15 protein-coding genes and 1 tRNA gene are annotated in these 17,761 nt (G+C 64.8%); 11 read left to right on the top strand and 5 right to left on the bottom strand.

Annotated elements, in window-relative coordinates:
- Window positions 1-1,047 (top strand): ferrochelatase, encoded by a 1,047-nt coding sequence (gene hemH, locus AAG612_RS06585; RefSeq protein ID WP_342508437.1) that lies wholly within the window; start codon window positions 1-3, stop codon window positions 1,045-1,047.
- 45 nt (window positions 1,048-1,092) lie between these two features.
- Window positions 1,093-2,481 carry a cytochrome P450 gene (locus AAG612_RS06580; RefSeq protein WP_342508435.1) on the top strand — a complete coding sequence of 463 codons (1,389 nt, stop codon included), beginning with the start codon at window positions 1,093-1,095 and terminating at the stop codon, window positions 2,479-2,481.
- Window positions 2,482-2,496: 15 nt separating this feature from the next.
- On the opposite strand, the gene AAG612_RS06575 is transcribed toward AAG612_RS06580, so the two are convergent.
- Window positions 2,497-2,664, bottom strand: coding sequence for a DUF1674 domain-containing protein (locus AAG612_RS06575; protein WP_342508433.1), 168 nt, complete (start codon window positions 2,662-2,664; stop codon window positions 2,497-2,499).
- Window positions 2,665-2,701: 37 nt separating this feature from the next.
- On the opposite strand from AAG612_RS06575, the gene AAG612_RS06570 reads away from it, so the two are divergent.
- Window positions 2,702-3,946, top strand: coding sequence for an RsmB/NOP family class I SAM-dependent RNA methyltransferase (locus tag AAG612_RS06570; RefSeq protein ID WP_342508431.1), 1,245 nt, complete (start codon window positions 2,702-2,704; stop codon window positions 3,944-3,946).
- 170 nt (window positions 3,947-4,116) lie between these two features.
- On the opposite strand, the gene AAG612_RS06565 is transcribed toward AAG612_RS06570, so the two are convergent.
- From AAG612_RS06565 to msrA, 3 genes are all read right to left on the bottom strand, one after another.
- Window positions 4,117-4,572, bottom strand: coding sequence for a hypothetical protein (locus tag AAG612_RS06565; protein ID WP_342508429.1), 456 nt, complete (start codon window positions 4,570-4,572; stop codon window positions 4,117-4,119).
- Window positions 4,573-4,847: 275 nt separating this feature from the next.
- On the bottom strand, window positions 4,848-5,285 hold the full coding sequence (locus tag AAG612_RS06560) for an FKBP-type peptidyl-prolyl cis-trans isomerase (protein ID WP_342508428.1): 438 nt from the start codon (window positions 5,283-5,285) through the stop codon (window positions 4,848-4,850).
- A 337-nt stretch (window positions 5,286-5,622) separates the two neighbouring features.
- Complete coding sequence (msrA, locus tag AAG612_RS06555; protein WP_342508426.1) at window positions 5,623-6,177, bottom strand: peptide-methionine (S)-S-oxide reductase MsrA; 555 nt, start codon at window positions 6,175-6,177, stop codon at window positions 5,623-5,625.
- 117 nt (window positions 6,178-6,294) lie between these two features.
- On the opposite strand from msrA, the gene AAG612_RS06550 reads away from it, so the two are divergent.
- The 5 genes from AAG612_RS06550 (at window position 6,295) to AAG612_RS06530 (ending at window position 9,392) form a co-directional block, all read left to right on the top strand.
- Window positions 6,295-7,128: a class I SAM-dependent methyltransferase gene (locus tag AAG612_RS06550; protein WP_342508424.1), complete on the top strand. Its 834-nt coding sequence runs from the start codon at window positions 6,295-6,297 to the stop codon at window positions 7,126-7,128.
- Window positions 7,129-7,200: 72 nt separating this feature from the next.
- Window positions 7,201-7,944, top strand: a complete 744-nt coding sequence (locus AAG612_RS06545; protein ID WP_342508422.1) for an SIMPL domain-containing protein — start codon at window positions 7,201-7,203, stop codon at window positions 7,942-7,944.
- A gap of 9 nt (window positions 7,945-7,953) precedes the next feature.
- Window positions 7,954-8,820 carry an N-carbamoylputrescine amidase gene (gene aguB / locus AAG612_RS06540; RefSeq protein WP_342508420.1) on the top strand — a complete coding sequence of 289 codons (867 nt, stop codon included), beginning with the start codon at window positions 7,954-7,956 and terminating at the stop codon, window positions 8,818-8,820.
- Between the two features lie 20 nt (window positions 8,821-8,840).
- Window positions 8,841-9,326, top strand: coding sequence for a 2-amino-4-hydroxy-6-hydroxymethyldihydropteridine diphosphokinase (folK, locus tag AAG612_RS06535; RefSeq protein WP_342508625.1), 486 nt, complete (start codon window positions 8,841-8,843; stop codon window positions 9,324-9,326).
- Window positions 9,317-9,392 (top strand) — tRNA-Lys (locus AAG612_RS06530). The genes folK and AAG612_RS06530 overlap by 10 nt, the downstream gene beginning before the upstream one ends.
- Before the next feature lie 37 nt (window positions 9,393-9,429).
- Here AAG612_RS06530 and AAG612_RS06525 read toward each other — a convergent pair.
- Entirely contained in the window at window positions 9,430-11,268 is a 1,839-nt protein-coding gene (locus tag AAG612_RS06525; protein WP_342508418.1) for a gamma-glutamyltransferase family protein, read from the bottom strand.
- Window positions 11,269-11,486: 218 nt separating this feature from the next.
- On the opposite strand from AAG612_RS06525, the gene AAG612_RS06520 reads away from it, so the two are divergent.
- The 3 genes from AAG612_RS06520 to AAG612_RS06510 all read left to right on the top strand — a co-directional run bounded on the left by AAG612_RS06520 (window position 11,487) and on the right by AAG612_RS06510 (window position 17,758).
- Window positions 11,487-12,941: an NAD(P)-dependent oxidoreductase gene (locus AAG612_RS06520; protein WP_342508623.1), complete on the top strand. Its 1,455-nt coding sequence runs from the start codon at window positions 11,487-11,489 to the stop codon at window positions 12,939-12,941.
- The gene (gene gltB / locus AAG612_RS06515) at window positions 12,938-17,458 is read left to right on the top strand and encodes a glutamate synthase large subunit (RefSeq protein ID WP_342508416.1); all 4,521 of its coding nucleotides are present in this window, start codon (window positions 12,938-12,940) and stop codon (window positions 17,456-17,458) included. The genes AAG612_RS06520 and gltB overlap by 4 nt, the downstream gene beginning before the upstream one ends.
- A 102-nt stretch (window positions 17,459-17,560) precedes the next feature.
- Window positions 17,561-17,758 carry a hypothetical protein gene (locus AAG612_RS06510; RefSeq protein ID WP_342508414.1) on the top strand — a complete coding sequence of 66 codons (198 nt, stop codon included), beginning with the start codon at window positions 17,561-17,563 and terminating at the stop codon, window positions 17,756-17,758.
- Window positions 17,759-17,761: the final 3 nt, after the last annotated feature.

Below are 17,761 nucleotides of genomic sequence, written 5' to 3'. Positions count from 1 at the left end.
ATGACCTGGCAAGACCACCAGCTCCCCGAAGAGCATCCGCCCGTGCGTTCGGGCAAGATCGGCGTGTTGCTGGTCAATCTCGGCACGCCCGTTGCGCCGACCACCGCCGATGTGCGGCGCTATCTGGCCGAATTTCTTTCGGATCGGCGGGTGATCGAAATCCCGCCGATCGCGTGGCAGCCGATCCTGCGCGGCGTGATCCTCAACACCCGGCCACAGAAATCGGCGGAGGCCTATCGCAAGGTGTGGAGCGAGGACGGTTCGCCGCTCGCCGCGATCACCAAGCGCCAAGCTGCGGCGATGGATACCGCGATCGGTGCCGCGAGCGAGGGGCGCGTGATCGTCGACTGGGCGATGCGTTATGGCGAGCCCGCAATTCCCGACCGGCTGGCCGCGCTGCACGATGCCGGGTGCGACCGCATTCTGCTCGCGCCGCTCTACCCGCAATATTGCGCGGCGACGACCGCCACGGTGGTCGACAAGGCGAGCGACTGGCTGCGCGAACAGCGCTGGCAGCCGAGCTTGCGCACGCTGCCGCCTTATCACGACGATCCGCTTTATATCGACGCGCTGGCGAGCGACATCGACCGGCAGCTGGACGCGCTCGACTTCGAACCCGAAGTGCTGTTGCTCAGCTTCCACGGAATGCCCGCGCGCACACTGGCGCTGGGCGATCCCTACCATTGCCACTGTCACAAGACTGCACGGCTGCTGGAAGCGAAGATGGCCGAGCGCGGCCTCCGCCCGGGGCTTCGTTTTCGCACCAGCTTCCAGTCGCGCTTCGGGCGGGCCAAGTGGCTCGAACCGGCGACCGACGATGTGTTGATGGACGAAGGGCGCAAGGGCACCAAGCGGCTGGCGGTGGTCGCGCCCGGCTTCTCCGCCGACTGCCTCGAAACGCTCGAAGAGCTGGCGCTGGAGGGCAAAGAGCAGTTCGAGGAAACCGGCGGCGAACGCTTCGCCGCACTGTCCTGCCTCAACACCTCGCAAGCCGGGCTGGCCATGCTGGAGGCGATCCTGCGGCGTGAACTTGCAGGATGGATTTGAGCGCGTAAATAACTTACATTGGGGTCAATAAGGAGAGGACACTCAATGGCCACGCTTGCAGCTCACCAGCCCGCATCCGCCCGCCCGCAGCACTGGAGAGAGGATAACCCGAGCCCGGGCGATCTCTCGCACATCCCGGGCGAAAGCGGCCTTCCGGTGGTCGGCAACACCTTCAAGATGCTCGCCGATCCGGTCGCCTTCACCAGGGGGATGGTCGAGAAATACGGACGCGTCTATCGCAACAACGCGTTCGGCGGCACGGTGGTGGCGCTGGTCGGCGCGGATGCGAACGAGTTGGTGCTGTTCGACCGGCAGAAGATTTTCTCCAGCGAGCAGGGCTGGGGCCCGATCCTCGACAAGCTGTTTCCGCGTGGCCTGATGCTGATGGATTTCGACCATCACCGGGCCGACCGCAAGGCGCTGTCTATCGCCTTCAAGCCCGAGCCGATGCGCCATTACGTCGGCAGCCTCAACCGCGGCATTTCCGACCGGATGGAGCAATGGGGCGCAGGGCCGATGCGCTTCTACCCCGCGATCAAGCAGCTGACGCTGGACCTTGCGGCAGACAGCTTCATCGGCATTCCTTTCGGCGAGGAAGCGGACAAGGTGAATCAGGCCTTCGTCGACATGGTCCAGGCCTCGGTCGCGCCGATCCGCCGCCCGCTGCCCTTCACCAAGATGAAGCGCGGCACCGATGGGCGTGCTTACCTGGTCGAGTATTTCACCAAGGAAACGCAGCGCCGCCGGGCCGAAGGCGGCGGGCAGGACATGTTCAGCCAGTTCGCGACCGCGACCCGCGACGATGGCGAGCTATTGCCGGTCGACGAGGTGGTCGATCACATGAACTTCCTGATGATGGCCGCGCACGACACGATCACCTCGTCCGCGACATCGCTGGTCTATTATCTCGCCAAGAACCCCGCATGGCAGGAGAAGCTGCGCGAGGAACTGCGCGCGATCACCGGCGGCGAAGGGCGCGCGCTCAATTACGAGGAACTGGGTCAGGCCGAATTGACCGAAATGGCGTTCAAGGAAGCGCTGCGGATGATCCCGCCCGTGCCCTCCATCCCGCGCCGCGCGCTGGAGGAATTCGAATTCGGTGGATATCGCATCCCGGCGGGCACGCCGGTCGGCGTAAACCCGACCTTCGTTCACAACGACCCGGAAATCTGGGATTCGCCCGAAAAATTCGATCCGATGCGTTTCACTCGGGAGGCGGAAAAGGCTCGCCACAAATATGCGTGGGTCCCCTTCGGCGGCGGCGCGCACATGTGCCTCGGCCTCCACTTCGCCTACATGCAGATCAAGATCCTGATGGCGCACATGCTGACCAACTACCGGATCGAGGTGGTGGAAGGCTACGCGCCCGACTGGCAGGCCTGGCCGATCCCGCAGCCCAAGGACGGGTTGCAGATCAGGCTGGAGAAGCTTTGAGCCTCTGGCCGACCGTCAAAAATCGATCGCGATCCCGTCTTTCACCCAATCGCCGTAGCGTGTGGGGCTGAGGCCCTTGGGATCATCCACGCTCGCATCGATCGGCTCGGGCGCGGGCGGGGGATCGTCGCTCCAGTGCGCAGGCTTCTTGAATCCTTCGGGGCGTTCGGTAGCGCGTTTCATATGAGAGAAATGATCTTCCCGACCGGCGGTTTCAAGCGTGGCTAAAGACGGTAACGAAATCGCGGGCTTGCCGGCGCGCAAGGCGGCGCTGCGGATGCTCGATGGCGTGCTGCGCCGGGGCGAGACGCTGGAGCAGAACGAGGCGGCGGCCTTGCGCGGTTTGCCCGCCTCCGATGCGGGGCTTGCCCGCGCGATTGCGGCGGAAACCCTGCGCTGGCTGGTCGATTTCGATGCGTTGATCGACAGCGCGACGCGCGAGATGCTGCCCAAGGATGCCAAGCCGCGCACCGTGCTGCGGCTGATGCTGGCGCAATGGCTGCGGCTCGACACCCCGCCCCATGCGGTGGTCGCGACCGCTCTGCCGCTGCTGTCGGGCGGACCCAAGCGGTTGGCGCATGGCGTGTTCGGCGCGCTGACCAAGCGCGGCGTTGAACTGCCCGCCGCCCCGACTTTGCCAGAATCGGTAGCTCAACGATGGGGAGAGCGCGCTGGAGCCATCGTCGCAGGCCTCGCCGAACCGCCCCCGCTCGACCTGACGCTGCGCGATCCCTCGCAGACCGCCGAATGGGCGGTGAAGCTGGGCGCGGACAGCCTGATGCCCGGCCACCTGCGCCTCTCGCGCGGGCAGGCGGTGCACGGGCTCGAAGGGTTCGAGGATGGCGCATGGTGGGTGCAGGATCTCGCCGCCTCGCTGCCTGCGCGCCTGCTGGGCGACGGGCAGGGAAGGCGCGCGCTCGACCTGTGCGCCGCACCGGGCGGCAAGACGCTGCAGCTGGCGGCGCAGGGATGGCAGGTCACCGCACTCGATATTTCGGCCAAGCGGCTGAAGCTGCTGGAGGAAAACCTCAAGCGCACCGGGCTGGAAGCCGAGGTGATCGCCGCCGACGCCTTCAAATGGGAGCCGGCCGCGCCATTCGACGCGATCCTGATCGACGCGCCTTGCACCGCGACCGGCACCGCGCGCCGCCACCCCGACGTGCTCCACCGCATCGGCCCGCGCCAGATCGAACAGATGGCCGAGGTACAGGCGCGCCTGATCGAGCGGGCGAGCGGCTGGCTCACGCCCGGCGGCGTGCTGGTTTATGCAGTGTGCTCGCTGGAGAGCGAGGAGGGGGAGGCGCAGGCTGAAAAGGTCTCGCTCGCGCCCGATCCCATCCGGGCGGAGGAATTGCCCGCAGGCCTGTCACCCACCGCGCACGGCACCCTGCGCACCGACCCCGGAATGCTGCCCGAACACGGCGGCCTCGACGGGTTCTTCATCGTCCGCTGGCGCAAGAGTTAGCCAAATAACTCCCCTCCCCGGCGGGGAGGGGTTGGGGGTGGGGGCTCTAAGCCACCGGCCTCGGCACACCCCCACCCGACCTCCCCCTCAAGGGGGAGGAGAAAAGTGTGGCCCTCCTGGTGCGTTGGCGGTCGGAAGAGAATTGACCGTTTTCGGGTGGAAAGCTGACACTAGGCATTACCATTGCATCTGATCGTAATTACCGTGTCAAAAGTGATGCTGTATTCGATCTCGATGTAGCTGCAACCACCATCCGACTGAGCCGGGAGATAGGTTTCACGATCGAACCAGCGGCGCTCACCGGCTTTCATTCCGTCGGGTGGCGGACAGAGCATTACAATCTGACCATTTTTGCTGCCGCCCGACTTTGCCGATTGGCAAGCATCATTTATAAACCGGGTATCAGGGATGAAATAAGCGGCAGAAATACGATTTTCGGAGGCGAATTTATAGGTGCGTGCATATCGGTCTAGCGGCTTCGAACCAGCAGGAAGTTCAACTCTATTCTCAATGGCATTCATCAGACCGGCTTTTGTACTTTTTGGATCGTCTTCGTAAGGCTCCTGCGCTGATCCACAGCCGGTCGCAGCGAGCACGACAATGAGAATTGCAAATCGTTTCATCATTCAATTGCAAGTTGCCAGAGAAAGGACCCGCTATCAATTCGCGTGATGACGAATACCCGCAATGGGGTCGGAAACTTGCACTCTAAATCTCATTCTCATTTGAGCGGCGCGCGCCTCGTCTCATCTCTCTTCCAGCCGCCAACCCCCCAAAGAAAAGCGGCCTCAGGGCATTCGCCCGAGGCCGCTTCTCGTGTTCGAAAGTCCGCCCGGATCGGACGGAGTTCTTCAGTCCTCAGGCCGCATCGAACTGCGGCCCGTCACAAGGCTCGCGCGAATTACGCGGCTTCCTTGATCTCGACCAGCGTCACGCCGAAGGTCAGGTCTTCGCCTGCCAGCGGGTGGTTGCCGTCGGCCTTGACCGCTTCATCGCCCACTTCGGTGATGACGAGCTGGATCGGCTGGCCGTCCTGGCCCTGCGCCGAAAGCTGCATGCCCGGCTGTGGAGCGGGCTCGGGGGGAAGGTTTTCGCGGGGCACGTCGATCACGAGTTCCTCGCGGCGCGGGCCGAAGGCGTTTTCGCTGTCGATCTTGACCTGCTGGACCGAGCCGACTTCCATCCCGTCGAGCGCGGCTTCGATCTGCGGGAAGATTTCCTGCTTGCCGAGCGTGACGACCTGCGGGCCGCTTTCTTCGGTGTTGCCGACCACCTGGCCTGCTTCGGTCTTGACCACGAAATCGATGGCGACGGTGTCGCCGTTCTTGGCTGTAGGCATAAGCTATTTCCTCTCTGACTGAGGGGTGAGGGCGGCAGTATCATTGCGGCCACGGGAATATTCGATGCGCACCAACGTGGGGCCATCCGCGCGAGGCGCAACCCCGAAGTTCGAATCCGCCTTATAAACGCGCTGTCCTACAGGCACGCGGGCGTGCCATCCTCGCGCCGTGTGTCACGATACGATAACGCCGGTCCGGGTCGTCTTTTTCGACGTCCGAACCGGCGGTGGCTTTTTGGCCCCTGGACACTGTGTCAGGTGTGTCAGGCGTCTTGGGTGGTCGCGCGTCCGAACCGCCAAACCGGCATCCACTTTCGCCGGACGCGCTCCGGGCGACTCAGGCGTCGTCCTTCACGTATTTCTGGAAGCTCTTGCGCAGCTTCATCAGCTTGGGCGGGATGGTCGCCTGGCAATAGGGATTGCGCTGGCCTTCGCCGTCCCAGTAATCCTGGTGATAGCCCTCGGCCGAATACCAGGTGGCGGTCTGCTGGCCATCGGACATGCCTTCGATCGTGGTCACTGCCATCGCACCATTCGCGGCATTCCAGCGCCCGATCGCGGCTTCGGCTTCCTCGGCCTGTTTCGCATCGAGCGGGAAGATCGAACTGCGATACTGCGTGCCGACATCGTTGCCCTGCCGGTTCAGCTGGGTCGGGTCGTGGGTGCCGAGAAACATGTCGAGCAATTCGGCGTAGCTGATGGTGTCTGCGTCGAAGGTGACCTTCACCGCCTCGGCATGGCCGGTATTGCCGGAACACACCTGCTTGTAGGTCGGGTTCTCGGTCTCGCCGCCGATATAGCCGCTCTCGACGCTCTCGACGCCGATCACGTCCTTCATCACGGCTTCGGTGCACCAGAAGCATCCGCCTCCAAAAATCGCGGTCTCGCTCATGTCGTTATTCTCCTTTGGTTCCGGAGGTAGGAAGCATGTGGCTTAAGTCCATGGCTCTTGTCATGAGGGCCTCCGCAGCTAGGGTGCGCGCACAAGACAATTCCGGGAGATTTCACGATGCGTATTGCTCTTCTCGCTGCCGCCGCCGGCCTTGCCTTTGCGAGCCCCGCTATGGCCGATGACCACATGGGCGTGACCGCCGAGCGGCACGATCACCATGGCGCGCTCAAAGCTGCCGTTGCATCCGACGCGCGCGGCGAGGATGCGGCACGCGACCAGTGGCGCCACCCGTTCGAAACGCTCGACTTCTTTCAGGTGAAGCCGGGCATGACCGTCGTCGACTACACGCCCGCCGGTGGCTGGTACACGCGCATCCTGGTGCCCTATCTGGGCAGCGAGGGGCGCTATATCGGCCTGACGCCCGATCCCGCCGCCGCCGATGGGGAGCGTTTCGCGAACTATTTCGGCGGGCTGCCCGGCAACTTCACCGAAAATTCGCCGAAGTGGAACCTGACCGGCGCACCGACGAGCGTCTATGGCTCGCAGGATGTGCCCGAAGCGATGCAGGGCAGCGTCGATCGCGCGCTGATCTTCCGCGAGATGCACAACCTGCTGCGCTCGGGCGTGCTCTATACCGAACTCACCCGCATCCGCTCGATGCTGAAGGACGACGGGATGCTCGGCATCGTGCAGCACCGCGCGAAGGAAGATGCGCCGGGCGACTATACCACCGGCGGCAAGGGCTATCTGCGGCAGAGCGATGTCATCGCGCTGGTCGAGGCGCATGGCTTCGAACTGGTGGGGATGAGCGACATCAACGCCAACCCCGCCGATCCGTCCAACTGGGAAGGCGGTGTGTGGACCCTGCCGCCGAGCAATAGCGGCGATGTCGCCGAAGCGGCGGCGGTGGGCGAAAGCGACCGGATGACGCTGCTGTTCAAGAAGCGCTGAGGCCTGTCAGACGCGGTTCAGGCGGGCGGCGGCAGATGGCGCGTGAGATAGAGTCTCATGAGGGGATATGTCATGCGTTCCAGATACTTGCCCCTGCTTGCCGCGCCCCTGGCGCTCGCTGCGTGCCAGCAACCGGCCTACGATCCGCGCGGGGTCGATCATGACGAAACCCTGCTGTCTGTCAGCGCGACGGGCGAATCCGAAGTCCGCCCGGACGAGGCCTTCTTCCAGGTCGGGGTCGAGAATTTCGGGCCAACCGGCAAGGCGGCAAGCGATGCCAATGCCAAGGACATTGCGAAGGTGGTCGCCGCACTGAAGGAGGCGGGCGTTCCGGCGGAGGATATCCAGACGCGCACTGTCGGCATCCAGCGGATCCAGTACGGCGACCGCAAGGGGCAGTATCAGGCGAACAACATCGTCGCGGTGACCGTGCGCGATATCGAGCGTGCGGGCGACGCGGTGACCGCCGCGACCGAGGCGGGCGCGAACGTGTTCTCCGGCCCTGACCTGCGCATCTCCGACAGCGAGAAGGCCGCCAACACCGCCTATGGCGAGGCGTTCAAGGCGGCGAGGGCCCGCGCGCAGGCCTATGCCGATGCCGCCGATATGAAGATCGCCCGCGTGCTCACGATCCGCGATGGCGGCGGCGCGCAGGGCGGGCGCTACATCCCCGGAGCACCGCCTCCGCCGCCGCCCGTCGCGCCGGTGGTCCGCACGCAGGCGATGCCGGAGGAACAGGCGGGCGGGGTGATCCAGCCCGGCCAGACCACCAGCCGCGTCTCCGTGCAGGTGGACTTCGCGCTGGTGCCCAAGTAACCGGCCGCCATGCGTCAGATCACCGTAGCCGCGCTCCAGCTGGAGCTTGGAGCCCAAGACGAGGCAGAGAACATCGAAGCGGTGTCCTCGCTGGTCGAGGAAGCGGCGTCGCGCGGTGCGCAGGTGATCCTGCCGCCCGAGCTGTTCGACGGCCCCTACTTCTGCAAGCAGGAGGACGAGGCGCTGTTCGCCCGCGCCGCGCCGACCGCCGACCATACCAACGTGCGCGCGATGGCCAAGCTGGCAAAGAAGCTGGGCGTGGCGATCCCGACCAGCTTCTTCGAGAAAGACGGGCCGCACCACTACAACTCGCTCGCGATGATCGGCCCCGACGGGGAGATCATGGGAGTCTATCGCAAGAGCCACATTCCCGACGGCCCGGGCTACGAGGAAAAGTACTACTTCCGCCCCGGCAATACCGGGTTCAAGGTGTGGGACGTTCCGCTGAAAGTCGGAGGCTCCACCAAGATCGGCGTGGGGGTATGCTGGGACCAGTGGTATCCCGAAACCGCGCGGGCGATGGCGTTGATGGGGGCCGAATTGCTGTTCTACCCGACCGCGATCGGCTCCGAGCCCTATGACGCCAGCTTCGATACCAGCCGCATGTGGCAGCGCGCGATGCAGGGGCATTCGGTCTCGAACTGCATGCCGGTGATCGCCGCGAACCGGATCGGCACCGAGGACGGGCAGACGTTCTACGGCCACTCCTTCATCACCAACGAATGGGGCGACAAGCTGGTCGAGTTCGGGCGCGAGGAGGACGGCGTGCTGGTCGCCACGCTCGACCTCGATACGGCGGCCAAACATCGCGCAGGCATGGGCTTCTTCCGCGACCGGCGGCCGGAGCTCTATGGCCGGTTGAGCGAGGACGTCTGAGCGAAACCTATCTCATCGCGCTGGGATCGAACCGGCGCCACGGCGAGCATGGCCGCCCGCGCGGGGTCGTGCTGGCGGCGATGGAAGAGCTGAGCGCACTCGGCACAGTGGACGCGCGCAGTCCGGTGATCGCCAGCGCGCCCATCGGCGCGGCCCGGCGGATTTTCGCCAATGCGGTGGCGCAGCTGGAGACCGACCTCGCGCCGCCCGCGCTGCTGCGCGAGCTCAAGCGATTCGAACGCGACTTCGGCAGGCGGCCGGGCAAGACGTGGGGCGACCGCGTGCTCGATCTCGACATCGTGCTGTGGAGCGGCGGGCGGTGGCATTCGCGCAGTCTGCACATTCCGCACCGTGGCTTGGCCGCTCGCAGTTTCGTGCTGGGTCCCGCGACGGCCATCGCACCCGGCTGGCGCGACCCCGATAGCGGCCTTACGCTGCGGCAGTTGCAGGCACGCTTGACCCGCCCGCAAGCCCTGCCTAGGGACCGCACCCGGTCGGACCCTTAGCTCAGTTGGTAGAGCAAGATACTTTTAATATCGAGGTCGCTGGTTCGAGCCCAGCAGGGTCCACCATCTTTCCTACTCTCCCTGTTCCGGATAGGCACGCCGCTCAATAGCCCGAGGCTTGCCCGTCCTTGCGCATTTCGGTCGCGCCGACATAGACGCCGCTCTCCGGATCGCGGGCGATCGCCTGGTAGCCGCCGAAGGGAATGCCGGTGGTCTCCACCTCCACCTTGTGGCCCATCGCGCGCAAGGCTTCGACCGTCGCCGTCGGAATGCCGGGTTCGACCATCAGCGTGCCGAGATCGTCGATCTCCACCGTGTCGGCTGCACTGCCCAGAAGCGCATCGGTCGGCTGGCGACCGCCATCGTGCATCAGCCGTGCAGCATCGCCTGCTTCCTGCAGGTTCATCCCGTAGTCGACCAGATTGACGAGGATCTGGACATGGCCCTGCGGCTGCATCCCGCCGCCCATCAGGCCGAAGCTCATGAACGGTTTGCCGTCCTTCTTCACGAAGGCGGGAATGATCGTATGGAAAGGCCGCTTGTTGGGCGCGTAGGCATTGGGATGCGCGGGATCGAGGCTGAAGAGTTCGCCGCGATCCTGGAACATGAAGCCGAGCCCGGGGGCGACCAGACCGCCGCCCATCCCGCGATAATTGGACTGGATCAGGCTGACCATCATCCCGTCCTTGTCCGCCACGGTGAGGTAAGTCGTGTCGCCTTCGCCCTCCAGCTTGGGCTCGATCGGTGGCTCGCCCGGCCCGAAGGCGGGTGTTGCGCGCTTAGGGTCGATCTGTGCGAACCTTGTGCGCCCGTATGCGTCACTCAACAGCCCTTGTGGTGCGGGCGAGAAATCGGGATCGGCGTAGAAGCGTGCGACATCCTCGAAGGCCAGACGCTTCGCCTCGGTGATGTAATGCAGCACTTGCGGGCTGCCCCGTTCCCACTGCGCCAGATCGACGTTCTTCAGGATGTTGACCATCTGCAAGGCCGCATAGCCCTGGCCGTTGGGCGGCAGCTCGCACAGTTCATAGCCCTTGCGATAGTCGACACAGGCCACATCGACCCACTCGCTGTCGTGGTTCGCGAAGTCGGCCAGCGTGTAGGCGCTGCCCTGTCCGCGCAGATAATCGACGATCCGCTGCGCGGTTTCGCCTTCGTAATATTCGTCGCGACCATTCGCCGCGATCCGCTCCAGCGTGTTGGCGAGGTCGGCGTTCTTGAAAATCTCCCCCGGTTGGGGCGCATCGCCATCCGCGAACCAGGTTGCACGGGCATTCTCGAAATCGAAGTCCATCCGCTGGAGACGGGCTTCGTAGGCGCGCAGCGAGCGCTCGAGATACATCGAGATGACCGGCGCGACCGGATGCCCTTCGCGCGCATAACGGATCGTCGGTGCGAGGTTTTCGGCCATCGGCAGCTTGCCGAAACGGTCGTGCAGGTCGAACCAGGCATCCACCGTGCCGGGAATGGTGATCGGCAGCGGACCGACCGGGGGGAGCGAGGTCGCGCCTTCGCCAAGCTTCGCTTTGAGCTGTTCGAGCGTCTGGCCCGAGGGGCTGCGGCCCGATCCGTTGATGCCATAGAGCTTGTCGGTCTTGGGATCATAGACAATCGCGAACAGGTCGCCGCCGATCCCATTCCCGGTCGGCTCCATCAGTCCGAGTGCGGCATTGGCGGCAATCGCCGCGTCGACTGCGCTGCCGCCCTGCTTGAGAATGTCGAGCGCGATCTGGGTGGCGAGCGGATGCGCGGTTGCGGCCATCCCGTTCGCTGCGGCGACCGGGCTGCGGCTCCAGCCGGCGCCCACGGGCCGTGCGCCGGGCCCGATGCCCTGTGTGGCTTCCTCGGTCGTGTCGGCGGTATTGATCGCGGGGGCAGGGCTCCCCTGCGCCAGAGCCGGGCTCGCCATCAGCATACTGGCCGTCAGAAGTCTCGAAATCATGCGCATCGGGCCTCTCCATTTCCTTCACTTACCGATAAGGCTAGGGCAAAGGCGGGCGCAGCAAAAGGTGCTGGTGACGAAAGGCGGTGGCAGCTACAGGGTCACCCTTCGCACTCGCAACATTTTAGCATTGATATTTCGCTGGGCATGCCCAATGCTATCGAAGATGTGCGCCGAACGGGGTGCAGACTTTATGAAACACAAACCGGGCCAAACCGATCGAACGTAATTCCACCAATAAATTCGTCGAGCGCGAGCAGGCTTATCCGGCCAAGCGTTCGGCAGATTCCCGTCGTGCCGACTTTCTCGAAATCGGCGCGCCTTTTGCCGATGATGCGGCGCAGGCGCAGGCCGGCCGCTGCTCGCAATGCGGTGTGCCTTATTGCCAGTCGCATTGCCCGCTGCACAATCACATCCCCGACTGGCTGCGCCTGACGGCCGAGGGGCGGCTGCGCGAGGCATACGATCTTTCGGCCCGCACCTCGACCATGCCCGAAATCTGCGGCCGCATCTGCCCGCAGGACCGACTGTGCGAAGGCAACTGCGTGATCGAATTCTCCGGCCATGGTGCGGTGACGATCGGCAGTATCGAGAAGTATCTGGGCGATAATGCGTGGCAGAACGGCTGGGTGCGCGGCATCGAGCCTGGCCCGGCGAACGGGCAGTCGGTCGGCATCATCGGCGCAGGGCCCGCTGGCCTGACCGCTGCGGAATATCTGCGCATCGCCGGTTACGAGGTCGATATCTACGACCGGCACGACCGTGCAGGCGGCCTGCTGATCTACGGTATTCCGAACTTCAAGCTCGACAAGAGCGTGGTCGACCGGCGCGTCAAGCGGGTCGAGGAGGGAGGAATCCGCATCCATCGCGGCGTCGAGGTAGGCGAAGATGTCACCCTAGCCGAGCTGCGCAAGCGGCACGATGCGGTATTCGTCGCGACGGGTGTGTACCAGTCGCGCGAACTGACCGTGGAGGGTGCGGACAAGGATGGCGTGATCCGCGCGATCGATTTCCTGACCGCCTCGAACCGCAGCGGGCTGGGTGACGAGGTGCCCAGCCACAGCGATGGCAGCCTGCTGGCGAAGGACCGGGACGTCGTGGTGATTGGCGGCGGCGATACGGCGATGGACTGCGTGCGCACCGCGATCCGGCAGGGCGCGAAGTCGGTTAAATGCCTCTATCGCCGCGACCGGGACAACATGCCCGGCAGCCGCACCGAGGTCGCGCATGCCGAGGAAGAGGGCGTCGAATTCCTGTGGCTCTCCGGCCCCGCTTCGATCGAAGGGGGCGAGCGTGCCGCGAAAGTGCAGGCGAACCGGATGCAGCTGGGCGAACCCGATGCCGATGGCCGCCGCCGTCCGCAGGTCGATCCCTCGAGCAGTTTCGCGCTCGATGCCGATCTGGTCGTCCTCGCGCTGGGCTTCGAACCCGAGCCGCTGCCCGCGATCTTCGGCGAGGAGGGCCTCGCCGTGACCGACTGGGGCACGCTCGAATGCGACGAGACAATGATGACCACGCTTCCCGGCGTGTTCGCCGGCGGGGACATTTCGCGCGGTGCGAGCCTAGTCGTCTGGGCGGTGCGCGACGGTCGCGACGTCGCCGAACACATCGATAAATATCTCGTAGCTGCGCGGACGCAGCGTGCGAACAAGCAAAGCGCAGCAGCGGCATGACTCATCAACAGAACGAAGCGGAGCGCCTTTCGCGCGACGGCATGTATCATGCCGATATGGAGCACGATGCCTGCGGCGTCGGGCTGATCGGCGAAACGTCGGGCAAGTCGACGCGCCGCGTGGTCGATGCCGCGCTCGATGCGCTGTCTTCCATCTGGCACCGCGGCGCGGTGGATGCGGACGGGAAGACCGGCGACGGGGCCGGGCTGCTGATCGATCTGCCGGTCGATTTCTTCGCCAGCGCGATCGATGCGAGCGGCCATGCCGTGCGCGACGGACGCCTTGCGGTGGGCGTCGTATTCCTCCCCCAGGCCGATCTTGCCGCGCAGGATGCCTGCCGCACCATCGTGGAGGCGGAGCTGATCCGCGCCGGGTTCTTCGTCTATGGCTGGCGGCAGGTGCCGATCGACATATCGGTTATCGGGCGCAAGGCGCGCGAAACCCGCCCTGCGATCGAGCAGGTGATGATCGCCGGACCGGAGCCGGAGGAGCAATCGCTCGACGAGTTCGAGAAACACCTTTACGTCGTCCGGCGGCGGATCGAGCGGCGGATCGTCGAAGCGCAGCTGCGCGATTTCTACATCGCGTCGCTCTCCGCCCGATCGATCGTCTACAAGGGCCTGTTCCTGGCGGAGAGTCTGGCAACCTTCTATCCCGACGTGCGCGATCCGCTGGTGACCAGCCGGATGGCGATCCTCCACCAGCGTTATTCCACCAATACCTTCCCGCAATGGTGGCTCGCCCAGCCGTTCCGCACGCTGGCGCATAATGGCGAGATCAACACGATCCGCGGCAACAAGAACTGGATGCGCACGCACGAGATCAAGATGGCGAGCCTCGCCTTCGCGAACACGCCGGACGACATCAAGCCCGTGATCCCGGTCGGCGCATCGGACACCGCCAGTCTCGACGCGGCGATCGAATTGCTGGTCCGTTCGGGCAAGGCAATGCCGACGGCCAAATCGATGCTGGTGCCCGAAGCATGGCAGGCGGCGCCTTACATGGCGGATGAAACCCGCGCGATGTATCAATACATGGCCTCGGTCATGGAGCCGTGGGATGGGCCCGCCGCGCTCGCGATGACCGATGGCCGCTGGGCTGTCGCCGGGCTCGATCGCAACGCGCTGCGCCCGCTCGCCTTCAGCCGCACCGACGATGGCCTGCTGGTGGTCGGCTCGGAAAGCGGGATGGTTTCGCTCGACGAGGATCGGGTGGTCGAAAAGGGACGGCTTGGCCCTGGGCAGATGATCGCGATTGATCTGCACGAAGGCCAACTGCTGCGCGACGAGGAGCTCAAGGCCCGCATCGCTCGCGAAGCGCCCTATGGCGCATTGGTCGCGGGTTTTCGGGGGATCGACGATCTGCCGGAGGCTCCGGCGGAAGCGGAGCCCTCCTACGACGAGGAGCAGCTCGAGCGTCGCCTGAGTGCCGCCGGCATGACGACCGAGGATATGGAGCTGATCCTCGATGCGATGGCACTCGATGGCAAGGAAGCCATCGGTTCGATGGGCGACGACACGCCGCTGGCGGTGATCAGCGGCAAGTCTCGCAATGTCAGCCAGTTCTTCCGCCAAAATTTCGCGCAGGTCACCAACCCGCCGATCGATTCCCTTCGCGAACGCCATGTGATGAGCCTGCGCACGCGCTACGCCAACCTCGCCAATATTCTGGAGGAGGAAGACCAGAACGATCACGTGCTGGTGCTGGAGAGCCCGGTGCTGACCTCGCACGACTGGGCACGGCTGCGCGCGGGTTTCGGCAAGAATGTCGGCGATATCGATTGCACCTTCCGCGCACGCGGTGCGGCGGCGGACCTGCGCTTCGCGATCGAGCGCATCCGGGCCGAGGCGGAATCGATGGTCAAGGCCGGAAAGGCCGAGATATTCCTGTCCGACGAGGCGACCGGTCCCGATCGCATCGGCGTGCCGATGATTCTCGCCGCCGCCGCGGTCCACACGCACCTGACGCGCAAGGGCCTGCGCTCTTCGGCGTCGATCAACGTCCGTTCCGCCGAATGTCTCGATACGCATACGCTCGCCGTTCTGATCGGCGTGGGTGCGACGAGCGTTAATCCCTATCTGGCCGAGGCGGCATTGCTCGCCCGGCATCGGCGTGGCCTGTACGGCGATCAGAGCCGCGAGGAGGTGCTGGGCAACTTCCGCACCGCGCTCGAAGACGGGTTACTGAAGATCATGGCCAAAATGGGAATCTCGGTCATCTCCAGCTATCGCGGCGGCTATAATTTCGAAGCCGTCGGCCTCAGCCGCGCGATCACGGCAGACCTGTTCCCCGGCATGCCCAACAAGATTTCGGGCGAGGGTTACGATTCCCTCCACGTCAGCGCCGCCGAACGGCACGCCGATGCTTTCGGTAGCCGCCATGCGCAGCTGCCGATCGGCGGCTTTTACCGGCAGCGGTCGGGCGAGGAGCAGCATGCGTGGGGCGCCGATGGGATGCACGCGCTCCAAACCGCCTGCGCCACAGGCAATCAGGCGCAGTGGAAGCGCTTCGTCCAGGCGGTCGAAGGTGCCGAACCGATCTACCTGCGCGATCTGCTCGGCATCGACGAGGCGGCGGAGCCGCTGCCGCTGGACAAGGTCGAGCCGGTCGAGGCGATCCGCAAGCGCTTCCTGACTCCGGGCATGTCTCTGGGTGCGCTGTCGCCCGAGGCGCACGAGACGCTGGCGATCGCAATGAACCGGATCGGCGCGAAGGCCGTCTCCGGCGAAGGCGGAGAATCCGCCGAACGCTTCACGCCGCGCGAGAACGGCGATCTTGCCAATAGCGGAGTGAAGCAGGTGGCGAGTGGGCGCTTCGGCGTCACCGCGCACTACCTCAACAATTGCGAAGAGATTGAAATCAAGATCGCGCAGGGCGCGAAGCCAGGCGAAGGCGGGCAACTGCCCGGTTTCAAGGTGGACGAGGTGATCGCCAAGCTGCGCCACTCGACCCCGGGCGTGACGCTGATCTCGCCACCGCCGCATCACGACATCTATTCGATCGAGGATCTGGCGCAGCTGATCTACGACCTCAAACAGGTCAATCCGCGCGCGCGGGTCTGCGTGAAGCTGGTCAGCGCGGCGGGCATCGGCACGATCGCGGCTGGTGTCGCCAAGGCGCATGCCGATGCAATCCTGATTTCAGGCCACACTGGCGGTACGGGCGCGAGCCCGCAAACCAGCATCAAGTTTGCCGGCACGCCGTGGGAAATGGGGCTGGCGGAAGTGAACCAGGTGCTCGCGCTCAACGGATTGCGTCACAAGGTGAAACTGCGGGTCGATGGCGGTTTGAAGACCGGTCGCGAAATCGTGATCGGGGCGATCCTCGGCGCCGAGGAATTCGGCATCGGCACGATGAGCCTGGTCGCGATGGGCTGCATCATGGTTCGCCAGTGCCACTCGAATACATGCCCGGTCGGGGTCTGCACGCAAGACCCGCGCCTGCGCGCAATGTTCGGCGGGAGCCCAGAAAAGGTGATCCAGCTGATGGACTTCCTCGCCGGGGATGTCCGCAACATTCTTGCCAAGCTCGGTTTCTCCTCGCTCGACGAGGTGATCGGGCGGACCGAGCTGCTACGGCAGGTGAGCCGCGGTGCCGAGCATCTCGACGATCTCGACCTCAATCCCATCCTGCAAAAGGTGCAGACCGACGAGCCGCGTGTGTTCTCGATTGCCGAACATCGCAACCCGGTGCCCGACAGCCTCGATGCCGAACTGCTCGACCACGCAAGCAAAGCGATCGAGGACGGCACGCCGATCAAGGTCGAACTGCCGGTCCGCAATGTGCACCGCGCGGTGGGCGCGCGGCTCTCTTCGCATGTCGTGACCCGGCACGGACCCGATGGCCTGCCGGACGGGACACTGGACGTGCGTCTGACCGGCTGTGCGGGTCAGTCGCTCGGCGCCTTTCTGGCCAAGGGCATTCGCCTGACGATCGAAGGCGACGCCAATGACTATGTCGGCAAGGGCCTTTCGGGGGGCGAAATCATCGTCCATCCACCTTCGGGTGCCCCGCGCAAGAGCGAGGCGAACGGAATTATCGGCAACACCGCGCTGTATGGCGCAACCTCGGGCGCGCTGTTCGCGGCGGGCAAGGCGGGCGAGCGTTTTGCGGTGCGCAATTCGGGCGCGCGCACGGTGATCGAGGGATGCGGCGCGAATGGCTGCGAATACATGACCGGCGGCATGGCCGTTATCCTCGGGCGCGTGGGCAGCAATTTTGGAGCCGGGATGACCGGCGGGATGGCCTTCGTCTACGATCCGGAGGGTCGATTCGAGCGGCTGGCAAACCGGGGCTCGATCCTTTGGCAGCGGTTGGCGAGCGATCATTGGCGCGAGGAATTGCGAGCGCTGGTCAAACGCCATGTCGAGCTGACCGGCAGCGCCCATGCCAAGGCTCTGCTATCGGAATGGAGCGCAAGTCTCGGACATTTCTGGCAAGTTGTTCCCAAGGACATGGTTAACAAGCTCGAGTTCCCGCTTGCCGAGGAGCAGAAGTCGTTAGCTTCTGCGAAATAATTCGGTTCGAAACCGTTCCAAATCCGGCCAGTGCCTGCGTCTATGGTCGACGCGGGCGCTGGTGATATGCGAGCCTCCATCTTGCTCACGATGGAGATATTGATGAAGAAGCTCACTGCGCTTGCAGGTATCGCGTTTCTGGCTGCCGCCACCCCGGCGGCCGCTTACACCAATCCGCCCGACGGCGATCCGCACGGCTCGCGCGGCGGTGGCGGCCCGACCGAAGTGCCCGCTCCGCCGGTAGCGCTGATCTTCGCGCTGGCAGCAGGCGCGATCATGGCCCGCAAGCGGGTCGCCTGAACC

The organism is Citromicrobium bathyomarinum, from assembly GCF_038594605.1.
In the GTDB taxonomy this organism is placed as follows: Bacteria; Pseudomonadota; Alphaproteobacteria; order Sphingomonadales; family Sphingomonadaceae; genus Alteriqipengyuania; species Alteriqipengyuania bathyomarina_B.
This window is presented reverse-complemented; position numbering and strand designations above follow the sequence as displayed.

Bases quoted from the DNA above. Each gene is read 5' to 3' on its own strand.
- hemH (WP_342508437.1), top strand. From the start codon at position 1: ATGACCTGGCAAGACCACCAGCTCCCCGAAGAGCATCCGCCCGTGCGT.
- AAG612_RS06580 (WP_342508435.1), top strand. From the start codon at position 1,093: ATGGCCACGCTTGCAGCTCACCAGCCCGCATCCGCCCGCCCGCAGCAC.
- AAG612_RS06575 (WP_342508433.1), bottom strand. From the start codon at position 2,664: ATGAAACGCGCTACCGAACGCCCCGAAGGATTCAAGAAGCCTGCGCAC.
- AAG612_RS06565 (WP_342508429.1), bottom strand. From the start codon at position 4,572: ATGATGAAACGATTTGCAATTCTCATTGTCGTGCTCGCTGCGACCGGC.
- AAG612_RS06560 (WP_342508428.1), bottom strand. From the start codon at position 5,285: ATGCCTACAGCCAAGAACGGCGACACCGTCGCCATCGATTTCGTGGTC.
- msrA (WP_342508426.1), bottom strand. From the start codon at position 6,177: ATGAGCGAGACCGCGATTTTTGGAGGCGGATGCTTCTGGTGCACCGAA.
- AAG612_RS06550 (WP_342508424.1), top strand. From the start codon at position 6,295: ATGCGTATTGCTCTTCTCGCTGCCGCCGCCGGCCTTGCCTTTGCGAGC.
- AAG612_RS06545 (WP_342508422.1), top strand. From the start codon at position 7,201: ATGCGTTCCAGATACTTGCCCCTGCTTGCCGCGCCCCTGGCGCTCGCT.
- aguB (WP_342508420.1), top strand. From the start codon at position 7,954: ATGCGTCAGATCACCGTAGCCGCGCTCCAGCTGGAGCTTGGAGCCCAA.
- AAG612_RS06525 (WP_342508418.1), bottom strand. From the start codon at position 11,268: ATGATTTCGAGACTTCTGACGGCCAGTATGCTGATGGCGAGCCCGGCT.
- gltB (WP_342508416.1), top strand. From the start codon at position 12,938: ATGACTCATCAACAGAACGAAGCGGAGCGCCTTTCGCGCGACGGCATG.
- AAG612_RS06510 (WP_342508414.1), top strand. From the start codon at position 17,561: ATGAAGAAGCTCACTGCGCTTGCAGGTATCGCGTTTCTGGCTGCCGCC.